The 19,796-nt window shown below is 70.3% G+C and carries 14 protein-coding genes; 9 read left to right on the top strand and 5 right to left on the bottom strand.

All coding sequences use genetic code 11. From position 1 onward, the window contains the following. Positions 1-65: 65 nt before the first annotated feature. Genes D7D52_RS00195 through D7D52_RS00180 form a run of 4 tightly spaced genes read left to right on the top strand, consistent with a single transcriptional unit; the run spans position 66 to position 5,303 of the window. Positions 66-1,652, top strand: coding sequence for an ABC transporter substrate-binding protein (locus tag D7D52_RS00195; protein ID WP_120743655.1), 1,587 nt, complete (start codon positions 66-68; stop codon positions 1,650-1,652). Further along, positions 1,649-2,608 (top strand): ABC transporter permease, encoded by a 960-nt coding sequence (locus D7D52_RS00190; protein ID WP_120734507.1) that lies wholly within the window; start codon positions 1,649-1,651, stop codon positions 2,606-2,608. Before D7D52_RS00195 ends, D7D52_RS00190 begins: the two co-directional genes overlap by 4 nt. Further along, positions 2,605-3,534 (top strand): ABC transporter permease, encoded by a 930-nt coding sequence (locus D7D52_RS00185; RefSeq protein WP_120734506.1) that lies wholly within the window; start codon positions 2,605-2,607, stop codon positions 3,532-3,534. The genes D7D52_RS00190 and D7D52_RS00185 overlap by 4 nt, the downstream gene beginning before the upstream one ends. After that, on the top strand, positions 3,531-5,303 hold the full coding sequence (locus D7D52_RS00180) for a dipeptide ABC transporter ATP-binding protein (RefSeq protein WP_120734505.1): 1,773 nt from the start codon (positions 3,531-3,533) through the stop codon (positions 5,301-5,303). Before D7D52_RS00185 ends, D7D52_RS00180 begins: the two co-directional genes overlap by 4 nt. A gap of 37 nt (positions 5,304-5,340) precedes the next feature. Here D7D52_RS00180 and D7D52_RS00175 read toward each other — a convergent pair whose 3' ends face one another. Continuing rightward, the gene (locus D7D52_RS00175; RefSeq protein WP_120734504.1) at positions 5,341-7,089 is read right to left on the bottom strand and encodes an NTP transferase domain-containing protein; all 1,749 of its coding nucleotides are present in this window, start codon (positions 7,087-7,089) and stop codon (positions 5,341-5,343) included. A gap of 354 nt (positions 7,090-7,443) precedes the next feature. Between D7D52_RS00175 and D7D52_RS00170 the strand changes: the two genes are divergently transcribed. Further along, positions 7,444-8,238 carry an MmyB family transcriptional regulator gene (locus D7D52_RS00170; RefSeq protein ID WP_246023563.1) on the top strand — a complete coding sequence of 265 codons (795 nt, stop codon included), beginning with the start codon at positions 7,444-7,446 and terminating at the stop codon, positions 8,236-8,238. A gap of 44 nt (positions 8,239-8,282) precedes the next feature. Here D7D52_RS00170 and D7D52_RS00165 read toward each other — a convergent pair whose 3' ends face one another. Beyond that, positions 8,283-9,221 (bottom strand): alpha/beta fold hydrolase, encoded by a 939-nt coding sequence (locus D7D52_RS00165; RefSeq protein WP_120734503.1) that lies wholly within the window; start codon positions 9,219-9,221, stop codon positions 8,283-8,285. A 220-nt stretch (positions 9,222-9,441) separates the two neighbouring features. Here D7D52_RS00165 and D7D52_RS00160 point away from each other — a divergent pair, with 220 nt between their 5' ends. Further along, positions 9,442-9,864 carry a hypothetical protein gene (locus D7D52_RS00160; RefSeq protein ID WP_187703086.1) on the top strand — a complete coding sequence of 141 codons (423 nt, stop codon included), beginning with the start codon at positions 9,442-9,444 and terminating at the stop codon, positions 9,862-9,864. Between the two features lie 50 nt (positions 9,865-9,914). Then, positions 9,915-10,199: a WhiB family transcriptional regulator gene (locus D7D52_RS00155; protein ID WP_281279158.1), complete on the top strand. Its 285-nt coding sequence runs from the start codon at positions 9,915-9,917 to the stop codon at positions 10,197-10,199. A gap of 71 nt (positions 10,200-10,270) precedes the next feature. Here the strand turns inward: D7D52_RS00155 and D7D52_RS00150 are convergent, their stop codons facing one another. From D7D52_RS00150 to D7D52_RS00140, 3 genes are read right to left on the bottom strand one after another with little or no spacing between them, the layout of a single operon-like run. Further along, on the bottom strand, positions 10,271-11,014 hold the full coding sequence (locus tag D7D52_RS00150) for a VOC family protein (protein ID WP_120734502.1): 744 nt from the start codon (positions 11,012-11,014) through the stop codon (positions 10,271-10,273). 46 nt (positions 11,015-11,060) lie between these two features. Next, a complete protein-coding gene (locus D7D52_RS00145) occupies positions 11,061-11,363 on the bottom strand; it encodes an MGMT family protein (protein ID WP_120734501.1) in 303 nt (100 codons plus the stop codon). Between the two features lies 1 nt (position 11,364). Continuing rightward, complete coding sequence (locus tag D7D52_RS00140; protein ID WP_120734500.1) at positions 11,365-12,141, bottom strand: alpha/beta fold hydrolase; 777 nt, start codon at positions 12,139-12,141, stop codon at positions 11,365-11,367. Positions 12,142-12,280: 139 nt separating this feature from the next. Here D7D52_RS00140 and D7D52_RS38915 point away from each other — a divergent pair, with 139 nt between their 5' ends. Further along, the gene (locus tag D7D52_RS38915) at positions 12,281-15,955 is read left to right on the top strand and encodes an ATP-dependent helicase (protein WP_246024109.1); all 3,675 of its coding nucleotides are present in this window, start codon (positions 12,281-12,283) and stop codon (positions 15,953-15,955) included. After that, the gene (locus D7D52_RS00125; RefSeq protein WP_425464599.1) at positions 15,952-19,719 is read left to right on the top strand and encodes an ATP-dependent helicase; all 3,768 of its coding nucleotides are present in this window, start codon (positions 15,952-15,954) and stop codon (positions 19,717-19,719) included. The genes D7D52_RS38915 and D7D52_RS00125 overlap by 4 nt, the downstream gene beginning before the upstream one ends. Positions 19,720-19,796 lie beyond the last annotated feature (77 nt).

Here is a 19,796-nt window from a genome sequence, read left to right as displayed (position 1 = left end):
TGCATGCGCCGATAGCGTCGCCGCACACCATCAAGGCCCGGTCCACAGGCGAGGTTTCCCACATCATGAGTACGTCCCCCGGCGTTCACGACCGCCGAAATTTCCTGCGCGGCAGCGCCGTTGCCGCCCTGGCGATCCTCGGCGGCGGCGCGCTGGCCGCCTGCACCTCGGCGGTCGATCAGGCCAAGGGCGGCGGCGCCGACGCGCAGCCGGTGCGCGGCGGCACCCTGAAGTACGGCGTCACCGTGGATCTCCTGCCCGCGAACATCCTGACCAACACCGGCACCACGCCCTATGTCGTCGGCCTGGTCTTCGAGAGCCTGGTGCGCTACCCGCACGACAGGCTGGAGCCGCAGCCGCAGCTGGCGACCAAGTGGGCGGTGTCGCCGGACGGCAAGACCGTCACCCTCGATCTTCGCGACGACGTGACCTTCCACAGCGGCCGGCCCTTCACCTCGAAGGACGTCGAATTCGCGCTGCGCACCTATGCGGACTCGAAGTGGTCGGCGCAGCTCAAGAGCACCGCGGCGGTGATCACCGGCTTCGACACCGGTGATCCGCACCGGATCGTGCTCACCCTCGCGCATCCGCTGAGCAATCTGTTCGATCTGCTCGACACCGTGCCGATCGTGGACAGCGAGTCCATCGATCAGCTGGCCACGGGTGACAAGATCGTCGGCACCGGTCCGTTCAAGTTCACCCAGCGGGTTCCCAACTCGCAGCTGGTCTTCGAACGCAACCCCGACTACCGGGTCAAGGATCGCCCGTACCTCGATCGGGTCGAGCTCAGCGTCATCTCCGACAGCCAGGCCCAGCTCAACGCCCTGCGCACCGGCCAGATCCATCTCGCCGACTCCATCACCTACCGCGATCTCGAGAACCTCGCCAAGGCCGACGGCTTCCACGTCGTGCGGTACGAAGGCGCGGAACTGCAGTTCTACGTCGGCACCAATGTCGCCAATCCGGCGCTCGCCGATGTGCGGCTGCGGCAGGCCATCGCCTACGCCATCGACCGCGACCGCATTGTCAGCGAGGTGTTCCGGGGCGCGGGCTATGCGCTGAACGCGCCGTGGCCCAAGAGCTCGCCCGCCTACGACGAATCCCGCAACACCCGATACTCGCGAGATCCGGCCAAGGCCAAGCAGATTCTGGCTCAGCTGCCCAAGCCGCCCAAGCTGCCGCTGACCTACAACACCTCGCTCGAGAGCTACGAGGAGACCGCGCAGATCATCCAGGCCAATCTGGCCGAGATCGGTGTCGAGGTGGAATTGCAGCCGGTCGACAATGCCGCGTTCGTGAAACAGCTGATCGGCGGCCAGTTCCCGGGCCTGTGGATCACCGATCACTCGTGGGCGCAATTCGTGCCGTCCACCCTCACCGTCAGCGCCTACCCCTTCAACGCGCTCAAGAACGCCTCGCACTACGAGTCACCCGCCTACGTGTCCGCCGCCGACGCCGCCTGGCAGCTGCCCAGCGGCACCGGACCCGAGGCCGTGCGCGCCTACCAGGCGCTCAGCGATCAATTGCTGGACGGGCTGTTCCTCATCGAGATCGGCGTGCGGCTGGCGCAGGCCGGCGCGACCAGCAAGCTGCACGGCTTCGACTGGACCAAGCGCCGCGAAACCGTGTTCACCGAGGCGTTCCTGGCATGATCGCCTATCTGCTGCGCCGGGTGCCCTCGGCGATCGCGGTGCTGTTCGCGGCCTCGGTGCTGATCTTCCTGCTGCTGCGGCTGGTGCCCGGCGATCCGGCGACCACGCTCGCCGGGCCCGACGCGAGCCCGGCGACCATCGCGGCCATCCGCCATCAGCTCGGACTCGACCGGTCGATGCCGGCGCAGTACGTGAGCTGGCTGAAGGGCGTGCTGACCGGTGATCTCGGCCGGTCCTACCTCATCGGCGGCCAGATCGCCGACCTGATCGGGCGCGGGCTCACCAATACGCTCGTGCTGACCCTGTCGGCGCTGCTGCTCGCGGTCGTGGTGAGCGTGTCGCTGAGCGTGTCCGCCGTGCTCTGGGAGCGGAAGTGGCTGAATGCCGTTGTCGCGGTGTTCAATACGGTGGCGGTCGCGGTGCCCGCGTTCGTGACCAGCGTGCTGCTGGTGCTGGTGTTCGCCGTCCTCGTACCGGTGCTGCCCGCGGGCGGCATCCCCCCGGACGGGTACCTGGCGCACCTCGACATCACCGTGCAATACCTGCTGCTGCCCTCGATCTGCCTCGCCCTGCCGGTGACCGCCGGGCTGACCCGATTCCTCACCGAATCGCTGCGCACCGAACTGGGCCGGCCCTACGTGCTGACCGCCCGCGCCCTGGGAATCCCGCACCGCCGCATCGTCACTCGCGGCGCGTTGCGCAATGCCCTGCCCACCATGCTGACCGTCCTCGGCATCCAAACCGGGCAGCTGCTGGGCGGTGCGGTGCTCGTGGAGGCGGCCTTCGCCTGGCCGGGCATCGGAGAACTCATCGAACAGGGCATCAGCCGGCGCGACTACCCGGTAGTGCAGGCCCTCCTGCTGTTCTCCGTAACAGTGTTCGTCATCCTCCAACTCACCACCGACGTCGTACACGCCTACCTCGACCCGCGCATCCGAATCGGCGGCCGCGCATGAGCAACCTAGATCTCCCAGAGACGAACCCCGCGCCCACCGAGCCGGCCACTCGTCTTCCCGGCGTGCTTTTGGCCGGGATCCCCGCGGACAGGGTGGATTCCGGCCAAAAACATGCCGGAATGACGGGGGCGCTGCTCCGCGGGCAGGGGTTGGTGGGGTTGCTGCTGGTCGCGGTGGTCGTTGTCGCGGCGCTGGGGGCTGGGTTGCTGACGAAATACGGTCCGCTCGAACAGATCCCAGGGGCCAATCTGCTCGGGCCGAGTGGCAGCCACTGGCTGGGGACCGATCAGCTCAACCGGGATGTGTTCTCCCGGCTGCTGCACGGGGTCCGCGTGGATCTGCTGATCGCCTTCAGCGCGGTGCCGCTCGGGGCGGTGATCGGATCGCTGGCCGGGTTGCTCGCCAGCGTGAACGAGTTCGCGGATGTGCTGGCGCAGCGGGTTTTCGATCTGATCCTGGCCTTCCCGACCCTCATCTTCGCCATCGCGCTCACCGCCATCACCGGACCCGGCGCGCACGCGGTCGTCATCGTCATCGTCGCCGCCGAGATCCCGATCTTCGGCCGCCAAATCCGCACCGCCGTGCTGGCCGTGCGCGAACAGCCGTTCGTCGAAGCGGCCGAGATCATCGGCGCGAATACCGGCTGGGTCCTGCGTAAACACGTGCTGCCCAATGTGATCGAGCCGCTCGCGGTGCAGTTCGCGCTGTCGCTGTCGCTGGCGGTGTTCGTGGACAGCGCCATGAGCTTCCTCGGCATCGGGGTGCGGCCGCCGGACCCGTCGCTGGGATCGATCATCGCCGAATCCACCCGCAACCTCGACGCCAATCCCGCCATGGCGATCGGCCCGCTGCTGGTGGTCTCGGCGCTGACGCTCGGCTTCCTGTTGATCGCCCAAGCCCTGGGCCGCGCCCGGAGGATCGGATGACCGACCGCGAAACACTCTTGACCATCAGCGATCTCAGCGTCCGCTTCGGCGACCGGACGGTCGTGGACGGCGTGAACGTCACCGTGGCGCTCGGCGAAACCGTCGCGCTCGTCGGCGAATCCGGGTCCGGCAAATCCCTGACCGCGCGTGCCGTGCTGGGCCTGCTGCCCACCGGCGCGAGCGCCACCGGTTCCATCACGCTCGACGGCGCCGAGATCGTCGGCACCCCCGACGCCGAACTGCGCGCGCTGCGCGGCACCCGCGCCGCCATGGTGTTCCAGGAACCCCAGACCGCGCTGAATCCGGTGCAGCGCATCGGCACCCAGATCGCCGAGGCGCTGCGCGCGCACCGCAAGACCGGCAAGGCACAGGCCCGCGCCCGCGCGATCGAACTGCTCGAACTGGTCGACATCCCCGAACCCGCCAAGCGCGTCGACTGGTACCCGCACCAGCTCTCCGGCGGCCAGAAACAGCGCGTGGTCATCGCCCTGGCCCTCTCCGGCGATCCCGACCTGCTCATCGCCGACGAACCCACCACCGCACTCGACGTCACCGTCCAGGCCGAAATCCTCCACCTACTCCGAGACCTCCAGCGCCGCAACAACACCGCCATCCTGTTCATCACCCACAACCTCGGCGTAGTGGCCGCCATCGCCGACCGCGTCGTGGTCATGCGAGCCGGCCACGTCATCGAAACCGCCCCGGTGCATGCCCTTTTCGCCGCTCCCCGCGAGGACTACACCCGCGAACTCCTCTCCGCGGTCCCTACCCTCCCCACCCCCGTGGCTTCACCGATTCCCCCGGCCGACCCGGCCGCCCCGGATTCACCCCGTCATTCCGGCGTGCTTTTGGCCGGAACCCACAGTGAAGGCGTGGATCCCGGCCAAAAGCACGCCGGGATGACTGAAACCGAGCCGCCGCAGGGCTGGGAGGGACCTTTGGAGGCCGAACCGGTCCTGCGCGTTACCGACCTCTCTGTTGTCTACCGTCGCCTCGGCAAACGCTTCCAAGCCTTGACAGACATCTCCCTGACCCTGGCTCCGCGCGAGGTCGTCGGCCTGGTCGGTGAATCTGGTTCCGGCAAGAGCACTCTCGGCCGCGCCGCCCTCGGACTGATTCCCGCGGCGTCCGGAGAGGTGGTGTTGCAAGGGGTCGCGCTCACCGGCCTGCCGCGTCGCGAACTGCGGGGACTGCGCAAACAGGTGGCTCTGGTCCATCAGGATGTCACCGCGTCACTGGATCCCCGCCGCAGCATCGAGGACTCCATCGGCGAACCACTGCGGGTTCATCGGGCGGCCTCGGGTGCACTGCTGCGGGCTCGGGTCGGCGACCTGCTCGAATCCGTGCGGCTGCCCCGCGGCTACGCCGCCCGTCGCCCTGGCGAACTTTCCGGCGGCCAAAGGCAGCGGGTCGCATTGGCTCGCGCGCTGGCTCTCGCCCCCCGGCTGCTGATCGCGGACGAACCCACCAGCGCCCTGGACGTTTCCGTGCAGGCGCAGGTGCTGGACCTATTCGCGGATCTGCGCGCCGAATACGGGTTCGCCTGCCTTTTCATCAGCCACGACCTCGCGGTGGTTCATCAGGTGGCCGACCGAGTGGTTGTGCTGCGCGAGGGACGCATCGTCGAATCAGGTCCCGTCACCGCAGTTTTCGGTTCGCCACGTGCCGAATACACGCGCCGCCTGCTGGAGGCCGTCCCTGCCGCCGACCCGTCCCGAGCCCAACGGGACGACGAGGTGACCGTCGAGCCTCTGGCACTGGGGGCGTGAGAGCGATACGCGGTGGGGCTTTCGACGCGTGATCGAATCAGCCTCGTAGGGGGATGAATTCGGCGAGCGCGCCGTTTTCGGCGTCGGCGGGGACGACGACGAGGCCGTCGCGGTGCAGGAGGTCGGCGAGGTGGGCGGTGCGCAAGCGGAGGTCACCGCGGAAACCGCCGGTGGGGAGTGCTCGGGCGGGGACGATGCGGGCGACCGGCGCGGTGAGTTCGGCGGCGTTGATCAGGGGGCCCATGATCCGGTTGGCCGGGGTTGCCCCGGTCAGGCCCTCGACGGTGGCGGCGATCAGACTCAGCAGGGTGGCCACGGCCGCGAACGGGTTGCCGGGCAGGCCGAGAACCACTGGGCCGGAAAGCAATTGGGCGGCGACCGTGGAGCCGCCGGGGCGCAGGCGCAGGCGGCGCAGCAGCATGGTGGCCTCGGTGCGGTCGAGGGCGGAACGCAGCTGGTCGGCCGCGCCGCCACCGGTCGCGCCGACGATGACCAGCAGATCGCAATCGGCGGCCGCGGCCAGCACCTCGTCGAAGGCATTCGCGGTGTCGCGCAGGTGCACCCGCTCCAGGGTGGTGACCCCGTACCAGGACAGGATCTCGGGCAGGATCGGCCCGATCGAATCCCGGGTCTGGCCCGTGTGCAGCGGTCCGTCACCGCGAATCTCGTCACCGGTCATGACGATTCGCGCGCGCACCGGCCCGCGCACCGTGGCCCGCGTCACCTCGGCACTGGCCGCCACCGAGATCAGCGCCGCGGTGACCGGGGTGCCCGCGGCGGCCACCTCGTCACCGGGCATCCAGTACTCGCCGCGACGGCGCACATCCTCGCGAATCGGGGTGTCCGGCAAGCGATACAGCGTCCCGTCGGCGTCGATGCGCACGAACTCGTCACGCACCACCGACGAGGTGCCGTCGGGCACGTGCGCGCCTGTCGCGATCCGCACCGCCTCTCCGTCCAGCAGTCCGACCGGGCGCTCACCGCCCGCGAAGCCGATATCGCGGCGCAACTGCCACGGGCCGTCGCCGCTGACCGCGTACCCGTCCATGGCCGAGACATCGAAGCGCGGCAACGCATCCGCGGCGCGCAGGGGCGCGGCCAGCGTGGCGCCGCGCGCGGCCCGCAGCGCCGCCTGCCGGGTCGGGAGCGGGGAAATGCTCCCGCGCAACACATCTCGGGCTTCGTCCAGCCACAGCGGCGCGGCGGTGCGCGCGGCGGCGGTCCGCGCCCCCCGCACATCCTCGGGAGTGTCGCAGTCCTCGACGCCGGGCAGCGTCACCATCGCGGTGTCGACCGGCACCAGGGCCTTCATCGGCCGGTTCACCAGCGAATCCAGACCCTGCAACGCCGCGCTCAGGGCGTCTCGGCGCCACACCCCGACCAGGTACTGCGGCCGCCCCGAGGCATCCGCCGCGAAGACCGCGTCACTGCCGGATTCCCTTGCGTGCGAGACCAGTTCGTCCACGGCCGCCGCGGTGAGGAAGGGCATGTCGGCGGCCAGCACCACGATCAGCCCGGCGGGGAACTCACACGCGGCCAACGCGCCCAGACCCGACGCCAGGGCCGCCACCGGGCCCGCCCCGGCCGGTATCTCCTGTGCCTGAAGAATTTCCGGCGGCAGCTCGGGCCGTTGCGGTCCGACCACCACCGTCCGCGCGCACCCGGCGACCGCGGTCAGCGCCGCGTCCAGCATGGACTGACCGCCCACCACCAGCGCGGGCTTGTCCACGCCGCCCATCCGGCTGGCCTTGCCACCGGCCAGCACGATGGCGTCGACGGGCGTCACGAGCCGCCCCCGGGTACGGTGCGCGCGGATAGGTCATTGGGCATGGTTGAAGATCGTAGTGGCACGCCGGAACAGGCTCGCCGGGCGCGCCGGAAACTGGCGCTTGCCAACTAATTGCGGATACTCGTTACGTTATGTGATGTGGTACGACACATAGTAGAAATGGCCTCGTTTTAACCTTCGGAAGAATGCCGTATGGCAGTATCCGACCTGAGAACTGACGGAGTACGCGGCGTTGGTCACAGTTCACACCAGGCGTCACACCGGGTCCCACTGTGCGGTACCAGGAGGACTCAGAGCGATGAAGGTTGGTTTGCTGAATGTTTGTGGAGAGGGAACGGCGTGGTGCTGGGCGTGAAACCGGATAGGGACTCCGACGATCTGAAGCCGCCCACATTCGGACTGCTGCTGCGCCGGCTGCGCGACGCGCGCGCCGTATCGCGAGAAAGACTGGCCTTCAATGCCGGTGTCAGCGCCAGCTACATCAGCCATTTGGAGAAGGGCGATCGCGGCCACCCGACCCGGGAAGTGGTGGACGCGCTGCTGCGATATCTGGACCGAATAACCCCGCTGTCCGCTGTCGAGCGTCGCCATCTGCTCGATCTGGCCGGACTCGGGGTCAGCGAATTCCCGACTGTGGAACAGTTGCGGTCCGAAATCACCGAGGACATGCTGCGCGCGCTCGAACTGCACGAGCCGAATCTGGCCGCCTACGTCGATACCCGCTGGAATGTGTTGGCCTGCAATGAAAGTTACTCGCGCGCATTCCCCGGGCTGGAGCGGGATATCAATATCCTGCGCTGGTTTCTGGGCAACGAGTCCGCCCGCGAGGTCATGGTCGAGTGGGAGGAGGAGGTCCGGCTCACCGTGCACTGGCTGCGCGGGCTGATCGCGAGCTCCGGCGACACCACCTGGTCGGTCGAATTCCTCGCAGAACTCGGACGTTTCGGACTTTTTCGGGAAATGTGGGACGAGGGGATCGCCGCCTACGGCCGGCCCCGCGCCACCATGCGGCTGCGCGAGGCGGACAGCGGCCGCCGTTTCGACATCGCCGTGCAGCTGTTCAGCGTGTTCAACGCGGCCTACCCCAGCCAGATCCAGATCTTCCTCGGCATCCCCAGCTGGGACGAGGACGCCGCCCGGCCGTGACCGCCATGGGCACGGCCTGAAGGCTCACCGCGAAAGCCGGGGGCTCATCGCGCGGACTCGAGGCTCGCCGTGGGGCCGGGGTCCTGTCGCGCGGCGCGGGACTCGCGTTCGGCGCGCCGGGTGGTCCACGGCGCGGTGAGCGCCCGCACCGGCCTGCTCTCGTGGCGGGCGGTGGCCCGCCGCACCAGCCGGATCAACAGCGGCACAATCACTTCGGGATGCGTCCAGGCCGCGCCGTGCCCGGCCCCGGGGATGGTGACCACGCCGTCCGCGCCGGACAGCCCCGCGGCCAGCGCCTCGGACTTCTGGGCCGTGCTGGTGGCGTCGTGACTGCCGCGCACCACCAGCGCCGGGGCGGTGATCTCGGGTAGTCGGTGCAGCACCGAGCGTCTGTCCATCAGGCAGCGGGCGGCCGGTGCGATGGCCTGCCGGTCCGAGCCGTACCAGCGCCCGGTCCACGCCCGCCACAGCCGCGGATCGCTGCCGCCGATCATCTGCGGGGCCAATTCCGCCACCAGCGGGGCCAGCGGCTCCGAACCGGTCCAGCGCTCGAAGAATTCGCGATAGAAGGCCAATTCCGACGGACTGCACGCGCCGCCCTCGGTGTCGATCAATGCCAGTCCCTGCACTCGCTCGGGCGCCAGCAATGCCATGCGCAACGCCGCGTAACCGCCCTGGCTCATTCCGCCGACGACCGCCCGCTCGATTCCGAGTTCGTCCAGTACCGCCAATCCGTCGGCGGCCAAATCCCAATAGCTGAAGGGTTCGCCATCGGGTGACTGAGTGCGTCCATGGCAGCGCGCATCGATTGTTACGAGATCGATGCCGGCGTCTGCCAGAGGTTCGCGCATGGGCTCGAACATGGACTCGTCCATCAAGAATCCGTGTGCGAGCAACAGTGTCGGGCGGTTCCGGCGTCCGGCACGTTCACGCTGGTAGAAGTTGAAATATACGGTGGCTGAACCTGATCGCACATAAGGCATGGCCAGACCCTAAGTGGCCCAACGGGTGGCATCCTAGATGTTTGCTCGTGTAGTGCCAGGCACCCTCCGGTGCGGTTCCGGATGGGTACCCACACTGGCCAGTGTCAGTACTGCTAGGGGTTTGCCCTAGATTGACCCAAAACTGGACAACAAGATCACGCGCCATTTTTAATCAGGCCGTGGCGCTTTTGCGACAAGCGCAATTTCAAGGGAGGAAACAATGTTCGACGTCACCACCGCGGGTCGCCGTAACGAGTTCCAGTTCGATCGCGGCGCGGGATTGCGGGAGTCGCTCGAAGGTCTGTTGTTGCACGACGGAGTCGGACTGGACGCGCGTATGCGCCATGCCATTTCCGCCGTTGTGCACCTCGCGGTCGATGCTCCACTCGGGTTGCCCGAGGACGCCGAGGAATTTCTCGGCCGCCTCGACGCCTCCTGGCTGTTCGCCGCCTGGAACGACAGCGATCAGGAACTGTCCCTGCTGAATACGCTCTGCGGCGGCGAGGTTCCCGCATTGAGCTGGTGTGAACTCATGTTCACCACCGCGCTCGCGCCGTGGTCGGGCGCGCCCGCGGCGGTGCACGCGCGCCGCATCTTCGGCAATGAGCAGGCGCGGCTGGCCGCGGTCAGCGGAGATTGCTAAAACGAACCGGTCGTTTTCTTTTTGCGGTATTGATCGAAGGGACAGAGGAAGTGAAACTGCTTTTCACCAATTTCGACGCCATGTTCGAATCTGTCGCCCGCCGAGACGGATTCGAGAACGAATCCTGGCATCAGCAGGCCCTGTGCACGCAAACCGACCCCGAGGCGTTCTTCCCCGACAAGGGCGGCTCCACCCGGGAGGCCAAGCGCATCTGCTCCTCGTGCGAGGTGCGCAAGGAATGCCTCGACTACGCGCTCAGCCACGATCAGCGCTTCGGCATCTGGGGCGGGCTGTCACCCCGGGAACGGCGGCGCCACGAGCGCGGCGCGGCCTGACGCGACCACCGCGGAAGGCGTCCGATCCCCCGTGGGGAAGCGGATCGGATCGGCATCGTCGCTACCGATGATCACTCGGCAACCGCTCGCAGCAAACAGAATTCGTTGGTCTCCGGATCGGCCAGCACCACCGGATGCCCGGCCGGCGCCGCGTCCGACTCCGGAGTCACCGGCACCGCGCCCGCCGCCCGCAGCCGGGCCGTCTCCGCGACGGGATCGTCGAGGGGAAACGCGGTCACGTCCAAGTGCAGGCGGCCGCCCTTGGCCGGGGCGTCGGGCCGGTGCAGGAACTCCAGCCACGGGCCCAGCCCGGTGGCCGAACGGATTCCGGCCAACCGGGCCTCCGCGCGCAGCAGCGGCCACCCCGCCGCAGCGGACCAGAACTCGGCCAGCCGCAACGGATCCCGGGTGTCCATCACGATGGCCGCCACCGCGCCGGTGTCCACGTACTCCTCGCGCGGCTCCAGCACACAGAACTCGTTGCCCTCGGGATCGGCCAGCACCGTCCACGGCACCGCGCCCTGGCCGATGTCCACCCGGCGCGCCCCCAGCGCCAGCGCCCGATCCACCTGCAGCTGTTGATGATCCAGCGACCGGCTGGCCAGATCGAGATGCATGCGATTGAGCGCGGTCTTGGGGCCCCGCGCGGGCAGGAAGGTGAGCGCCACCTCGAGCCCGTCCGGATCCGGTGCGGCCACATCGGCTTTGCCGGGACGGTCCACCATCACCTGCCAGCCCAGCAGTTCGGCCCAGAACCGGGCCACCGACCCGGGCACGACCGCATCGAACACCACGCATGCCAGACGGGTGGACATGACTCCACGGTAACCGCCGGGCCGGGCGTCCGGGTTGCTTCGGCGATCAGGTCGCGGGAAAGGCGAAACGCGCGCGCCGCAGATCCACCCGGCCGTCCCGGACCGGACAGCCCTCCGCGATCAGCTCCGCCAGCTGCCGATGCGCCAAATGCGGTGCGGGCGTGCCGTTCGCGCGCAATACCCGATGCCACGGCAGATCCGCGGAGTCGGTGCGCATGATCCAGCCGACCGTGCGCGGCGTCGACAAGCCGGCGGCCGCCGCGATATCGCCGTAGGTGGCGACCCGGCCCGGCGGGATGGCCGCCACCAATTCCCGCACCCGCTCGACCTCGGCGTCGGTGGTCGGCATGTCAGAGCACCCCGCGCACCAGGGCCGCGGTCTCGGCGGGGCGGGCCTGCGCCACCATGTGATCGCAATCGAACTCGCGCACCGTGATCCGATCGCCCAGATGTGCGGTGAGCGCCGCGCGGAACGCGGGCGACACCAGCGGCGGGCTCACCTTCGTCGCCTGCACCAGCGCCGTCGGCGTATCCCGCGGCGGCAGCACGAAATCGCGGGCGATCTGACCCCAGAAGGAGATGATCGCCGGCATGGTCACGCGCCAGCCCACCCGGCCGTCGGCCGTCGGCACCAGGTGCTCGGCCAGCTCCTCCTCCAGCACCGCCGGGTCCAGCTCGCTCCAGGAGGTCTCCAGCTTGTCGAAGCGGGCGGCCGCCACATCCGGGTAGTCGGGATGGGCCAGCATCGAATTCGCGATGTGCAGCATGCGGTCGGGCTCCAGGCCGATGGCCGGATCCAACAGCACCAGCGCGCGCACCAGCTCCGGATGCCGGTGCGCCAGATGCACCGCGGTGGCGCCGCCGAACGAATGCCCGAGCACCACCACCGGTTCGCTGGTCTCCGCGCGCAGCAGCGCCACGAGATCATCGACCAAAGTTTCGAAATCCCACGGCGGCACGCCGGGCGACCTCCCGTGCCCGCGCAGATCCGGTGCGAGGATCCGGACATCGGGGAGATGGTCGTCGGCCAGCCGCCGCCAGCGCGCGCCGTGGCCCGTCAACCCGTGTAACGCCAGCACGACCGGACCGGTCGAGGGACCGAAACGATGAATATGAAGCTCCGCCACCCCGCCATTCTGCTGCCTCACACCGACACCGGCACTCCCGCCCGCCGCCATGTGAACGGACCGCGCCCTGTGACCGGCGGCACGGACAACTCATGGCAAACGAGAACTGTCGGGGCGGTCTGTTGAAATAGCCGACGTGATGCGATCGGATAGCTCGGTGCAATTGGTGCGCCGTGCTCGGACCCGGACCCCCTCGCGGGCGTGGGACGCGCGACTCCGGCCGCTGTTCGACGATCTGGGCCTCGACCCCGGTTGGCGGCCCTGGCAGGTGCTCGGCGGGCCCGGAACCGGAAAGACCGCGCTGCTGGCCGATATCGCCGCCGCCCGCATTCTGGCCGGGGCCGCGCCCGATTCGGTGCTGGTGCTCACCTACACCAAACGCGCCGCCACCGCCGTGCGCGCCGCCATCAATATCCGCATCGCCGAGGCCGACCCGGAACTGGGCGGTGTGCCCGGCGCGACCCGCGCGCCCCTGGTGCGCACCGTGCACTCCTACGCCTTCGGACTGTTGCGGACCTTCGCCGCCGACCAGGGCAATCCGCCGCCCCGACTGCTCACCGGATCCGAACAGGACATCGTGATCCGTGAGATGTTGCGCGGCGACCTCGCCGACGGGGCCGCGGACTGGCCCGAGCGCCTGCATCCGGCGCTGGCCGCCACCGGATTCGCCGAACAGTTGCGGGACCTCATGTTGCGGGCCACCGAACGCGGTCTCGGGCCCGAAGATCTCATCGAACTCGGCCACACCCATCGCCACCCCGAATGGGTTGCCGCCGGACGCTTCGCCGAACGCTACGAGCAGATCATGATGCTGCGCTGGTCGGTCGGCATGGACGTGCCCGAGGCCAGCGCCCCCGCCCTGGACGCCGCCGAACTCGTCACGGCCGCACTCGAAGCCTTCCACGCCGACCCGGAACTCCTTGCCGCCGAAAGCAACCGGCTGCACTGCCTGCTCGCCGACGACGCCCAGCACCTCGACCCGCATGCCGCCCGGCTCATCCGCGCCCTCGGCAGCGGCGGGGCCACCACGGTCATCGCGGCCGACCCCGACCAAGCCGTCTACACCTTCCGCGGAGCCGACTCCCGCTTCGCCGCCGACCCCGGCGCCCCCGCCGAACGCCGAATCACCCTGCGCCACAACCACCGCTCCGCCCCCGCTGTCCAAGAATTAGCCGGCCGCATAGCCGCCCGCCTCCCCGGCTCCGGCGCCCACCGCACCCCACCCCCGGGCATCCTCCCGCCCCCAACCACCACCGACTTCCTCGCCGACATCGTCGCGGCCCTCACCGACAACGGCGATACAGCCACCAACGGCGACGGCCGCGGCATCGGACGGGGCGGCGAAGACGGCGACCGTCCCCGTCATTCCGGCGTGCACTTGGCCGGAATCCACGCCCCGAGTGTGGATCCCGGCCAAAAGCACGCCGGGATGACGAGTGGGCCGTCCGCCGGGGCGGCGAATAGGGCGTCCGCACTGGCATGGCGCGGCGACGGTCAGGCCGAGAAGGTTTGGGCGGGTGGGGAGTTCGACGGGGAGGTGCGGGTGCAGGTGTTGACCACGCCTGCGAAGGAGGCGGCGCTGATCGCTGATCATCTGCGGCGGGCGCATCTCACGCACGGGGTGCCGTGGTCGCGGATGGCGGTGATCGTGCGGTCGGTGCCGTTGTCGTTGGCGCCGTTGCGGCGGGCGCTGCTGGCGGCCGGCGTGCCGGTGCGGCAGCCGCCGGCGGATGTGCCGCTGGCTCGGCGGCGGGGCGCGATGTGGATGTTGTTGGCGCTGCGGGCGGTCACCGCGGGGGACCCGACCGCGGTGCGGCATCCGCGGCCGATCGCGTTCACCGCCGACGACGCGCTCGACCTGCTGGCCGGGCCGCTCGGCGGCGCCGATCAGATCAGTCTGCGGCGGCTGCGCCGTGGCATTCGGCGCGCGGTGCTGGAACTCGGCCTGCCCGAACGCGCCGCCGGGGAAGACGCCGAACCTCCCGTCGAATCGACTGCCGCACAGCCGGAACCGGTCGAATCCGCCGGGGACGCCACGCGATTCGCGGATCTGGACCGCTCCTCGGCCGAGATCCTGCGGGATCTGCTGGTGGGGGTGGGCGGCGGCCGGGTGCTCGAGAAGCTCACCGACGTGGAGGCCGCCCCGCTGCGGCGGGTGCTCAAAGCGCTCGCCCGGGCGCGCAAGGTACGCCGGGACGGCGGCGGGCTCGAAGACGTCATGTGGGGGGTGTGGACCGCTTCCACGCTCGAGCGGCGCTGGGTGGGGCAGTCCGAGCGCGGGGGCGCGGTGGGGATGCAGGCCGATCGGGACCTCGACGCGGTGGTCGGGCTGTTCGAGGCCGCCGCGTCGTATGTCGACCGCTTGCCCCGGGCGACCATCGAGGGTTTCGTGGAATACCTGGAGCAGCAGGAGATTCCGCAGGACGACGCACCCGTGACCGACCCCGGCGAGGCGGTCACCATCTGCAGCGCGCACGCGGCCGCGGGCCGCGAGTGGGACACCGTCGCGGTCGCCGCCGTGCAAGAAGGGATCTGGCCGAACCTGCGGCCGCGCGGCACCCTGCTGGGCGTCGAGGATCTGGTGGATCTGCTTGCGGGCGTGGCCGGTTCGGGTGAGAAGGTGAGCCGCGCCGCGCCGCTGCTGGCCGAGGAGCGACGGCTGCTGCTGGTGGCGTGCAGCCGCGCGCGGCGATCACTGCTGGTGACGGCGGTCGAATCGGTCACCGGCGACCAGGATCTGGTGCCCTCACGCTTCCTGGCGGAGCTGGACGCCGACGCCGCCGAGGGCGGTCCGGGCCGGATCCCGGCACCGGTGGATCCGGGCCGGGCGCTGGCCATGCACGCCCTCATCGCCGAATTGCGTTCCGCCGCCTGCGATCCGGAGACCGCGCCGGAACGCCGTCTGCGGGCGGCCCGGCAGCTGGCCCGGCTGGCGCGGGCCGGGGTCCGCGGCGCGCACCCCGACGACTGGTACGGCACCGCCGAGCTGTCCTCCACGAATCCGTTGTGGGACAGCGCCGATGGCGCGATCACGCTGTCGCCGTCCACCGTGGATCAGCTCGAGACCTGCCCGCTGCGCTGGGCCCTGGAACGCCACGGCGGCGGCGACGGCGAGAACCAGCACGCGCTCAAGGGCAACCTGGTGCACACCCTGGTGCAGGCGCTGGCCGGTCAGGTCACCGAGGACCAGGTGAAACAGGCCCTGGTGCGGGCGTGGAAGAAGGTCGATCCCGCCGCCCGCGACGGCGAGAACTGGCATTCCCGCGCGGAACTGCGCCGCACCGAGACCATGGTCGACACCTTCCTGGCCTGGCTGCGCAACACCCGCGACGAGCTCACCGCCATCGGCGTGGAGGTGCCGGTGGACTGCGTGCTGCCCGCCCGCGGGCCGGGCGAGCAGCCGGTGCGGATCAGCGGCCGGGTGGACCGCGTCGAGCGGGATGCCCTGGGCCGCTTCGTGATCGTCGACGTGAAGACCGGTAAGACGCCCATTTCCAAGCAGGCCGCGCAGGATCACGCACAGCTGGCCACCTACCAGGTCGCCGCCGCCGAGGGCGCGCTCGGCGAGGGCGAACCCGGCGGCGCGCGCCTGGTGTACGTGGCCAAGCCCAGCAGCAAGGAGGGCGCGACCCAGCGCATGCAGCAGCCGCTGGACGCCGAGGGCATCGACACCTGGCGCGGTGTCATCCACGACGCCGCCGACGCCTCCAAGGGCCCGAGCTATCTGGCCATGCGCAATGACGGCTGCCGCCACTGCAAGGTCGCGGGCAGCTGCCCCGTGCAGGACACCGGTCGGCAGGTGACGGACGAGTGAGCGCGGTGTCGCGCAACGATTCCGCGGACGGTGACGGTCCAGCGCCGGGCGAGCGCATCAGCCCGCGGCAGCTCGCCGACGCCCTCGGCCTGCCGCCGCCCACCGACGAACAGGCCGCCGTCATCGCCGCGCCGGCGGGTCCCACCCTGGTGGTGGCGGGCGCGGGCGCGGGCAAGACCGAGACCATGGCCGCCCGCGTGGTGTGGATGGTGGCCAACGGACTGGTGGAACCCGACCAGGTGCTGGGCCTCACCTTCACCCGAAAAGCCGCCCAGCAGTTGACCACTCGCATCCGCACCCGCCTGGCGCGGCTGGCGGGCGCACCCGTCGTCCGCGACATCGACCCCACCGGGCGGCTGCGCGGCCTGCTCACCGCCTCCGAACCGGAGATCAGCACCTACCACTCCTACGCGGGCCGCCTGCTCACCGAATACGGCCTGCTGCTGCCCGTGGAACCCACCGCCACCCTGCTCACCCAGACCCAGCTCTGGCAGCTCGCCTACCGCGTGGTCTCCACCTGGGACGGCGATCTCGACACCGACCGCAGCCCCGTCGGCGTCACCGAGGCCGTCCTCGCCCTCTCCGGCCAACTCGCAGAGCACCTGGTGGAACCCCGTCAATTGGCCACCGCCCATGTCGAATTGGAACGCCTGATCCACACCCTCCCCGCCGGTCCACGCCAGAAAGGCGGCCCGAAGAAGGCCCTGCTCGACCTTCTCGAAGCCCAGCACGAACGCGTCGCCCTGCTCCCGCTGGTGGACCGGCTGCACGAGGAACTGCGCCGCCGCGGCGCGTTGGACTTCGGCGCGCAGATGTCGCTGTCGGCCCGCCTCGCCGCCACCCACCCGGAAGTCGGTGTCGCCGAACGAGATCGCTTCCACCTGGTTCTGCTCGACGAATACCAGGACACCGGGCACGCCCAGCGCATCCTGCTCTCCGCCCTGTTCGGCGGATCCGCATCCGTCGCGGGAGCCGATGCCGACTCTGCCCGTCGTCCCGGGGGCGACTCCCACGGTGGTGCCGGCGCCGCGAAGCAGTCCCCTGGCCGGGGGCCTGCGGCGGCCTTCGACGAACCGGCCGCACCTACCGGCGATCGGCTGCATCGGCTGGCGGTCACCGCGGTCGGTGACCCGATGCAGTCCATCTACGGCTGGCGCGGGGCGTCGGCCGCCAACCTGCCTCGGTTCGCCACCGACTTCCCCAGTGCGCCAGGGGTTCCCGCGCCGATCCTGCCGCTGCTCACCAGCTGGCGCAATCCGCCCGAGGCGCTGGATCTGGCCAACCTGGTCTCGGATCCGCTGCGGGAGCGGGCGGCCCGCGGTGGCGGAGTGACGGTGGACGCGCTGCGGCCGCGTCCCGACGCCACCGCCGGGACCGTGGCCCTGGCCCTGTGGGAAGACGTTGCGGCGGAACGCGATTGGGTAGGGGAGCGGATCGCCGCGGAATGGCAGGCGGCCGCCGACGACGGGCTGCCGCCGCCGACGTCGGCGGTGCTGGTGCGACGCAATGCCGATGCCGCGCCCCTCGCGGAAGCGTTGCGCGCGCACGGATTACCGGTGGAGATCGTCGGCCTGGGCGGCCTGCTGCACACCCCGGAGGTCGCCGATATCGTCGCCACCCTGCGATTGATCGCCGATCCCGCGGCGGGCAGCGCGGCGGTGCGCATTCTGACCGGCGCGCGCTGGCGCCTCGGCGTCGCCGATATCGCGGCGCTGTCGAAACGCGCTCGCGCCCTGTCCATTCGTCGTCCCGCCGGGCAGTCCGACGCCATCACCGACACCGCCACCCTGGACGAGGCGCTGCGCGAGGTCGCCCCCGAACCCGCCGAACGGGCCGGTCTCGGCGACGCCATCGCGGATCCCGGTGACGCCGAGGACTATTCGCCGCAGGGTTTCGCCCGCATCACGGCGCTCGGCCGTGAACTGTCGGCCCTGCGCGAGCGGGCCGGGCAGCCGCTGGCCGAACTGGTCGCCGATGTGGAGCGCACCATCGGCGTCGGCGTGGAGACCCAGGCCCGCCGCGCCCACGCCGCCGCCGGCCGCGAACACCTCGACGCCTTCGCCGAGGTGGTGGCCGGCTACTCCGCCGACCACCGCTCCTCGCTGCCCGGTCTGCTCGACTTCCTCGCCGCCGCCGAGGAGGTCGAGAACGGTTTGGAGCCGGGCGAAGTCGAGGTCGCCCACGATCGCGTGCAGATCCTCACCGTGCACGCCGCCAAGGGGCTGGAATGGGAGGTGGTCGCGGTCCCGCACGTGGTCGACGGCACCTTCCCCTCGGGCACCGGCACCGCCACCTGGATGGGCGCGCTCGCCGAACTGCCCACCGCCCTGCGCGGCGACCGCGAACAGGAGGACGCCACCGACGGCGTCCCGGTCCTCGACCTCGAGGACATCTACGACCGTGTCGATCTCGAACGCGCCCTCGAGGAGCACAAGAAGGCCCTCGCCGCCCGCCGCCTGGACGAGGAGCGGCGGCTGTTCTACGTGGCGCTCACCCGCACCGAACGCGCCCTGTTCGTCTCCGCCCACCACTGGTCGGAGACCGGCTCGAAACCCAAGGGGCCCTCGGCTTTTCTACTGGAGCTGAAGAACGAGACCGAAACCCCCGGCTCGGCGCTGTCGCGCACCGTGCGCATCGACCGCTGGGACGATCCGCCGCTGCCCGATACCGCCAACCCCTTCACCGACAATCCGCAGACCGCCGGCTGGCCGCGCGACCCGCTCGGCTCGCGCCGCGAATTCGTCGAGGAGGGAGCGGAATTGGTGAAATCCGCGCTGGCAGCGTTGCACGCCGAAGCGCGCCCGCAGCAGACCGAACTCGACTTCGGTCCCGAATTCGGCGGCACCGCAACCGATCCCGACGACGAGGGCCCCGACGCCGCCGCGGACGAGGACCCCGAAGGCTGGGCCGAGGACGTCAGCGCCCTCATCGCCGAGCATCTCGCCGCCGAACAGGCCGTGCGCGAGGTCGAACTGCCCGGGCAGCTGGCCGCCACCGCCCTGGTCGACCTGCGCGCCGATCCCGCGAAACTGGCCGCGCGCCTGCGCCGTCCGCTGCCGTACCCGCCCAGCCCCTACACCCGCCGCGGCACCGCCTTCCACGCCTGGCTGCAACGCTGGTTCGCGGGCACGCGTCTGCTCGGCTTCGAGGAACTGCCCGGCGCGGCCGACATCGCCGACACCGACGCCGATCTCATGCGCCTGCAGGAGGCGTTCCTCGCCTCCGCGTGGGCCGAACGCAACCCGGTCGAGGTCGAGATCTCCTTCGAGACCACCATCGCGGGCACCGTGATCCGCGGCCGCATGGACGCCGTGTTCCGCCGCCCGGACGGCACCTGGGTGGTCGTCGACTGGAAGACCGGCGCGGAACCCGCGCGCGCCGAAGCGAACTCGGTCGCCGTCCAGCTGGCCGTCTACCGCCTGGCCTGGGCCCGCCTGGAAGCCGCCCGCACCGGTCGTCCCGAAGCCGAGATCCTCGACCATACCGTGGCCGCCTTCCACTACGTCCGCAGCGGCCGCACCATCGCCCCCCAACACCTGCCCGGCCCAACCGAACTCGCCGCCATCATCACCGACGCCGCCCCCCACCGCACCCCGCCGCCCCCGCCCCGGCCGCCCCGTGCCGAGGAACCGGACTACGACGATCCCGGCCCGGACGAGCCCACCGATGTCGAAATGCTGCGTCCCCCCTCGGAGTTCGACATCCCCCTGGACTTCGACTTCGAACCGCCCCCGGATTCCGAAGAACCGCCGCCGGAATGGTGACCATCGATCACCGTCTCTGTCTTTGCGGCGTGGTTCCGCCCGGAAACCACCCCGCCACGCGCGACCCCGCCCGAAAC

This window comes from Nocardia yunnanensis, from assembly GCF_003626895.1.
Taxonomy (GTDB): Bacteria; Actinomycetota; Actinomycetes; order Mycobacteriales; family Mycobacteriaceae; genus Nocardia; species Nocardia yunnanensis.
The sequence above is the reverse complement of the archived record's forward strand: the minus strand, read 5'-3'. Positions and strand labels throughout refer to the sequence as shown.

Excerpts from the sequence above, each read along its gene's own strand:
- D7D52_RS00190 (WP_120734507.1), top strand. The coding sequence starts at position 1,649 with ATGATCGCCTATCTGCTGCGCCGGGTGCCCTCGGCGATCGCGGTGCTG.
- D7D52_RS00165 (WP_120734503.1), bottom strand. The coding sequence starts at position 9,221 with ATGCCTTATGTGCGATCAGGTTCAGCCACCGTATATTTCAACTTCTAC.
- D7D52_RS00150 (WP_120734502.1), bottom strand. The coding sequence starts at position 11,014 with ATGTCCACCCGTCTGGCATGCGTGGTGTTCGATGCGGTCGTGCCCGGG.
- D7D52_RS38915 (WP_246024109.1), top strand. The coding sequence starts at position 12,281 with ATGCGATCGGATAGCTCGGTGCAATTGGTGCGCCGTGCTCGGACCCGG.
- D7D52_RS00185 (WP_120734506.1), top strand. The coding sequence starts at position 2,605 with ATGAGCAACCTAGATCTCCCAGAGACGAACCCCGCGCCCACCGAGCCG.
- D7D52_RS00145 (WP_120734501.1), bottom strand. The coding sequence starts at position 11,363 with ATGCCGACCACCGACGCCGAGGTCGAGCGGGTGCGGGAATTGGTGGCG.
- D7D52_RS00160 (WP_187703086.1), top strand. The coding sequence starts at position 9,442 with ATGTTCGACGTCACCACCGCGGGTCGCCGTAACGAGTTCCAGTTCGAT.
- D7D52_RS00195 (WP_120743655.1), top strand. The coding sequence starts at position 66 with ATGAGTACGTCCCCCGGCGTTCACGACCGCCGAAATTTCCTGCGCGGC.
- D7D52_RS00180 (WP_120734505.1), top strand. The coding sequence starts at position 3,531 with ATGACCGACCGCGAAACACTCTTGACCATCAGCGATCTCAGCGTCCGC.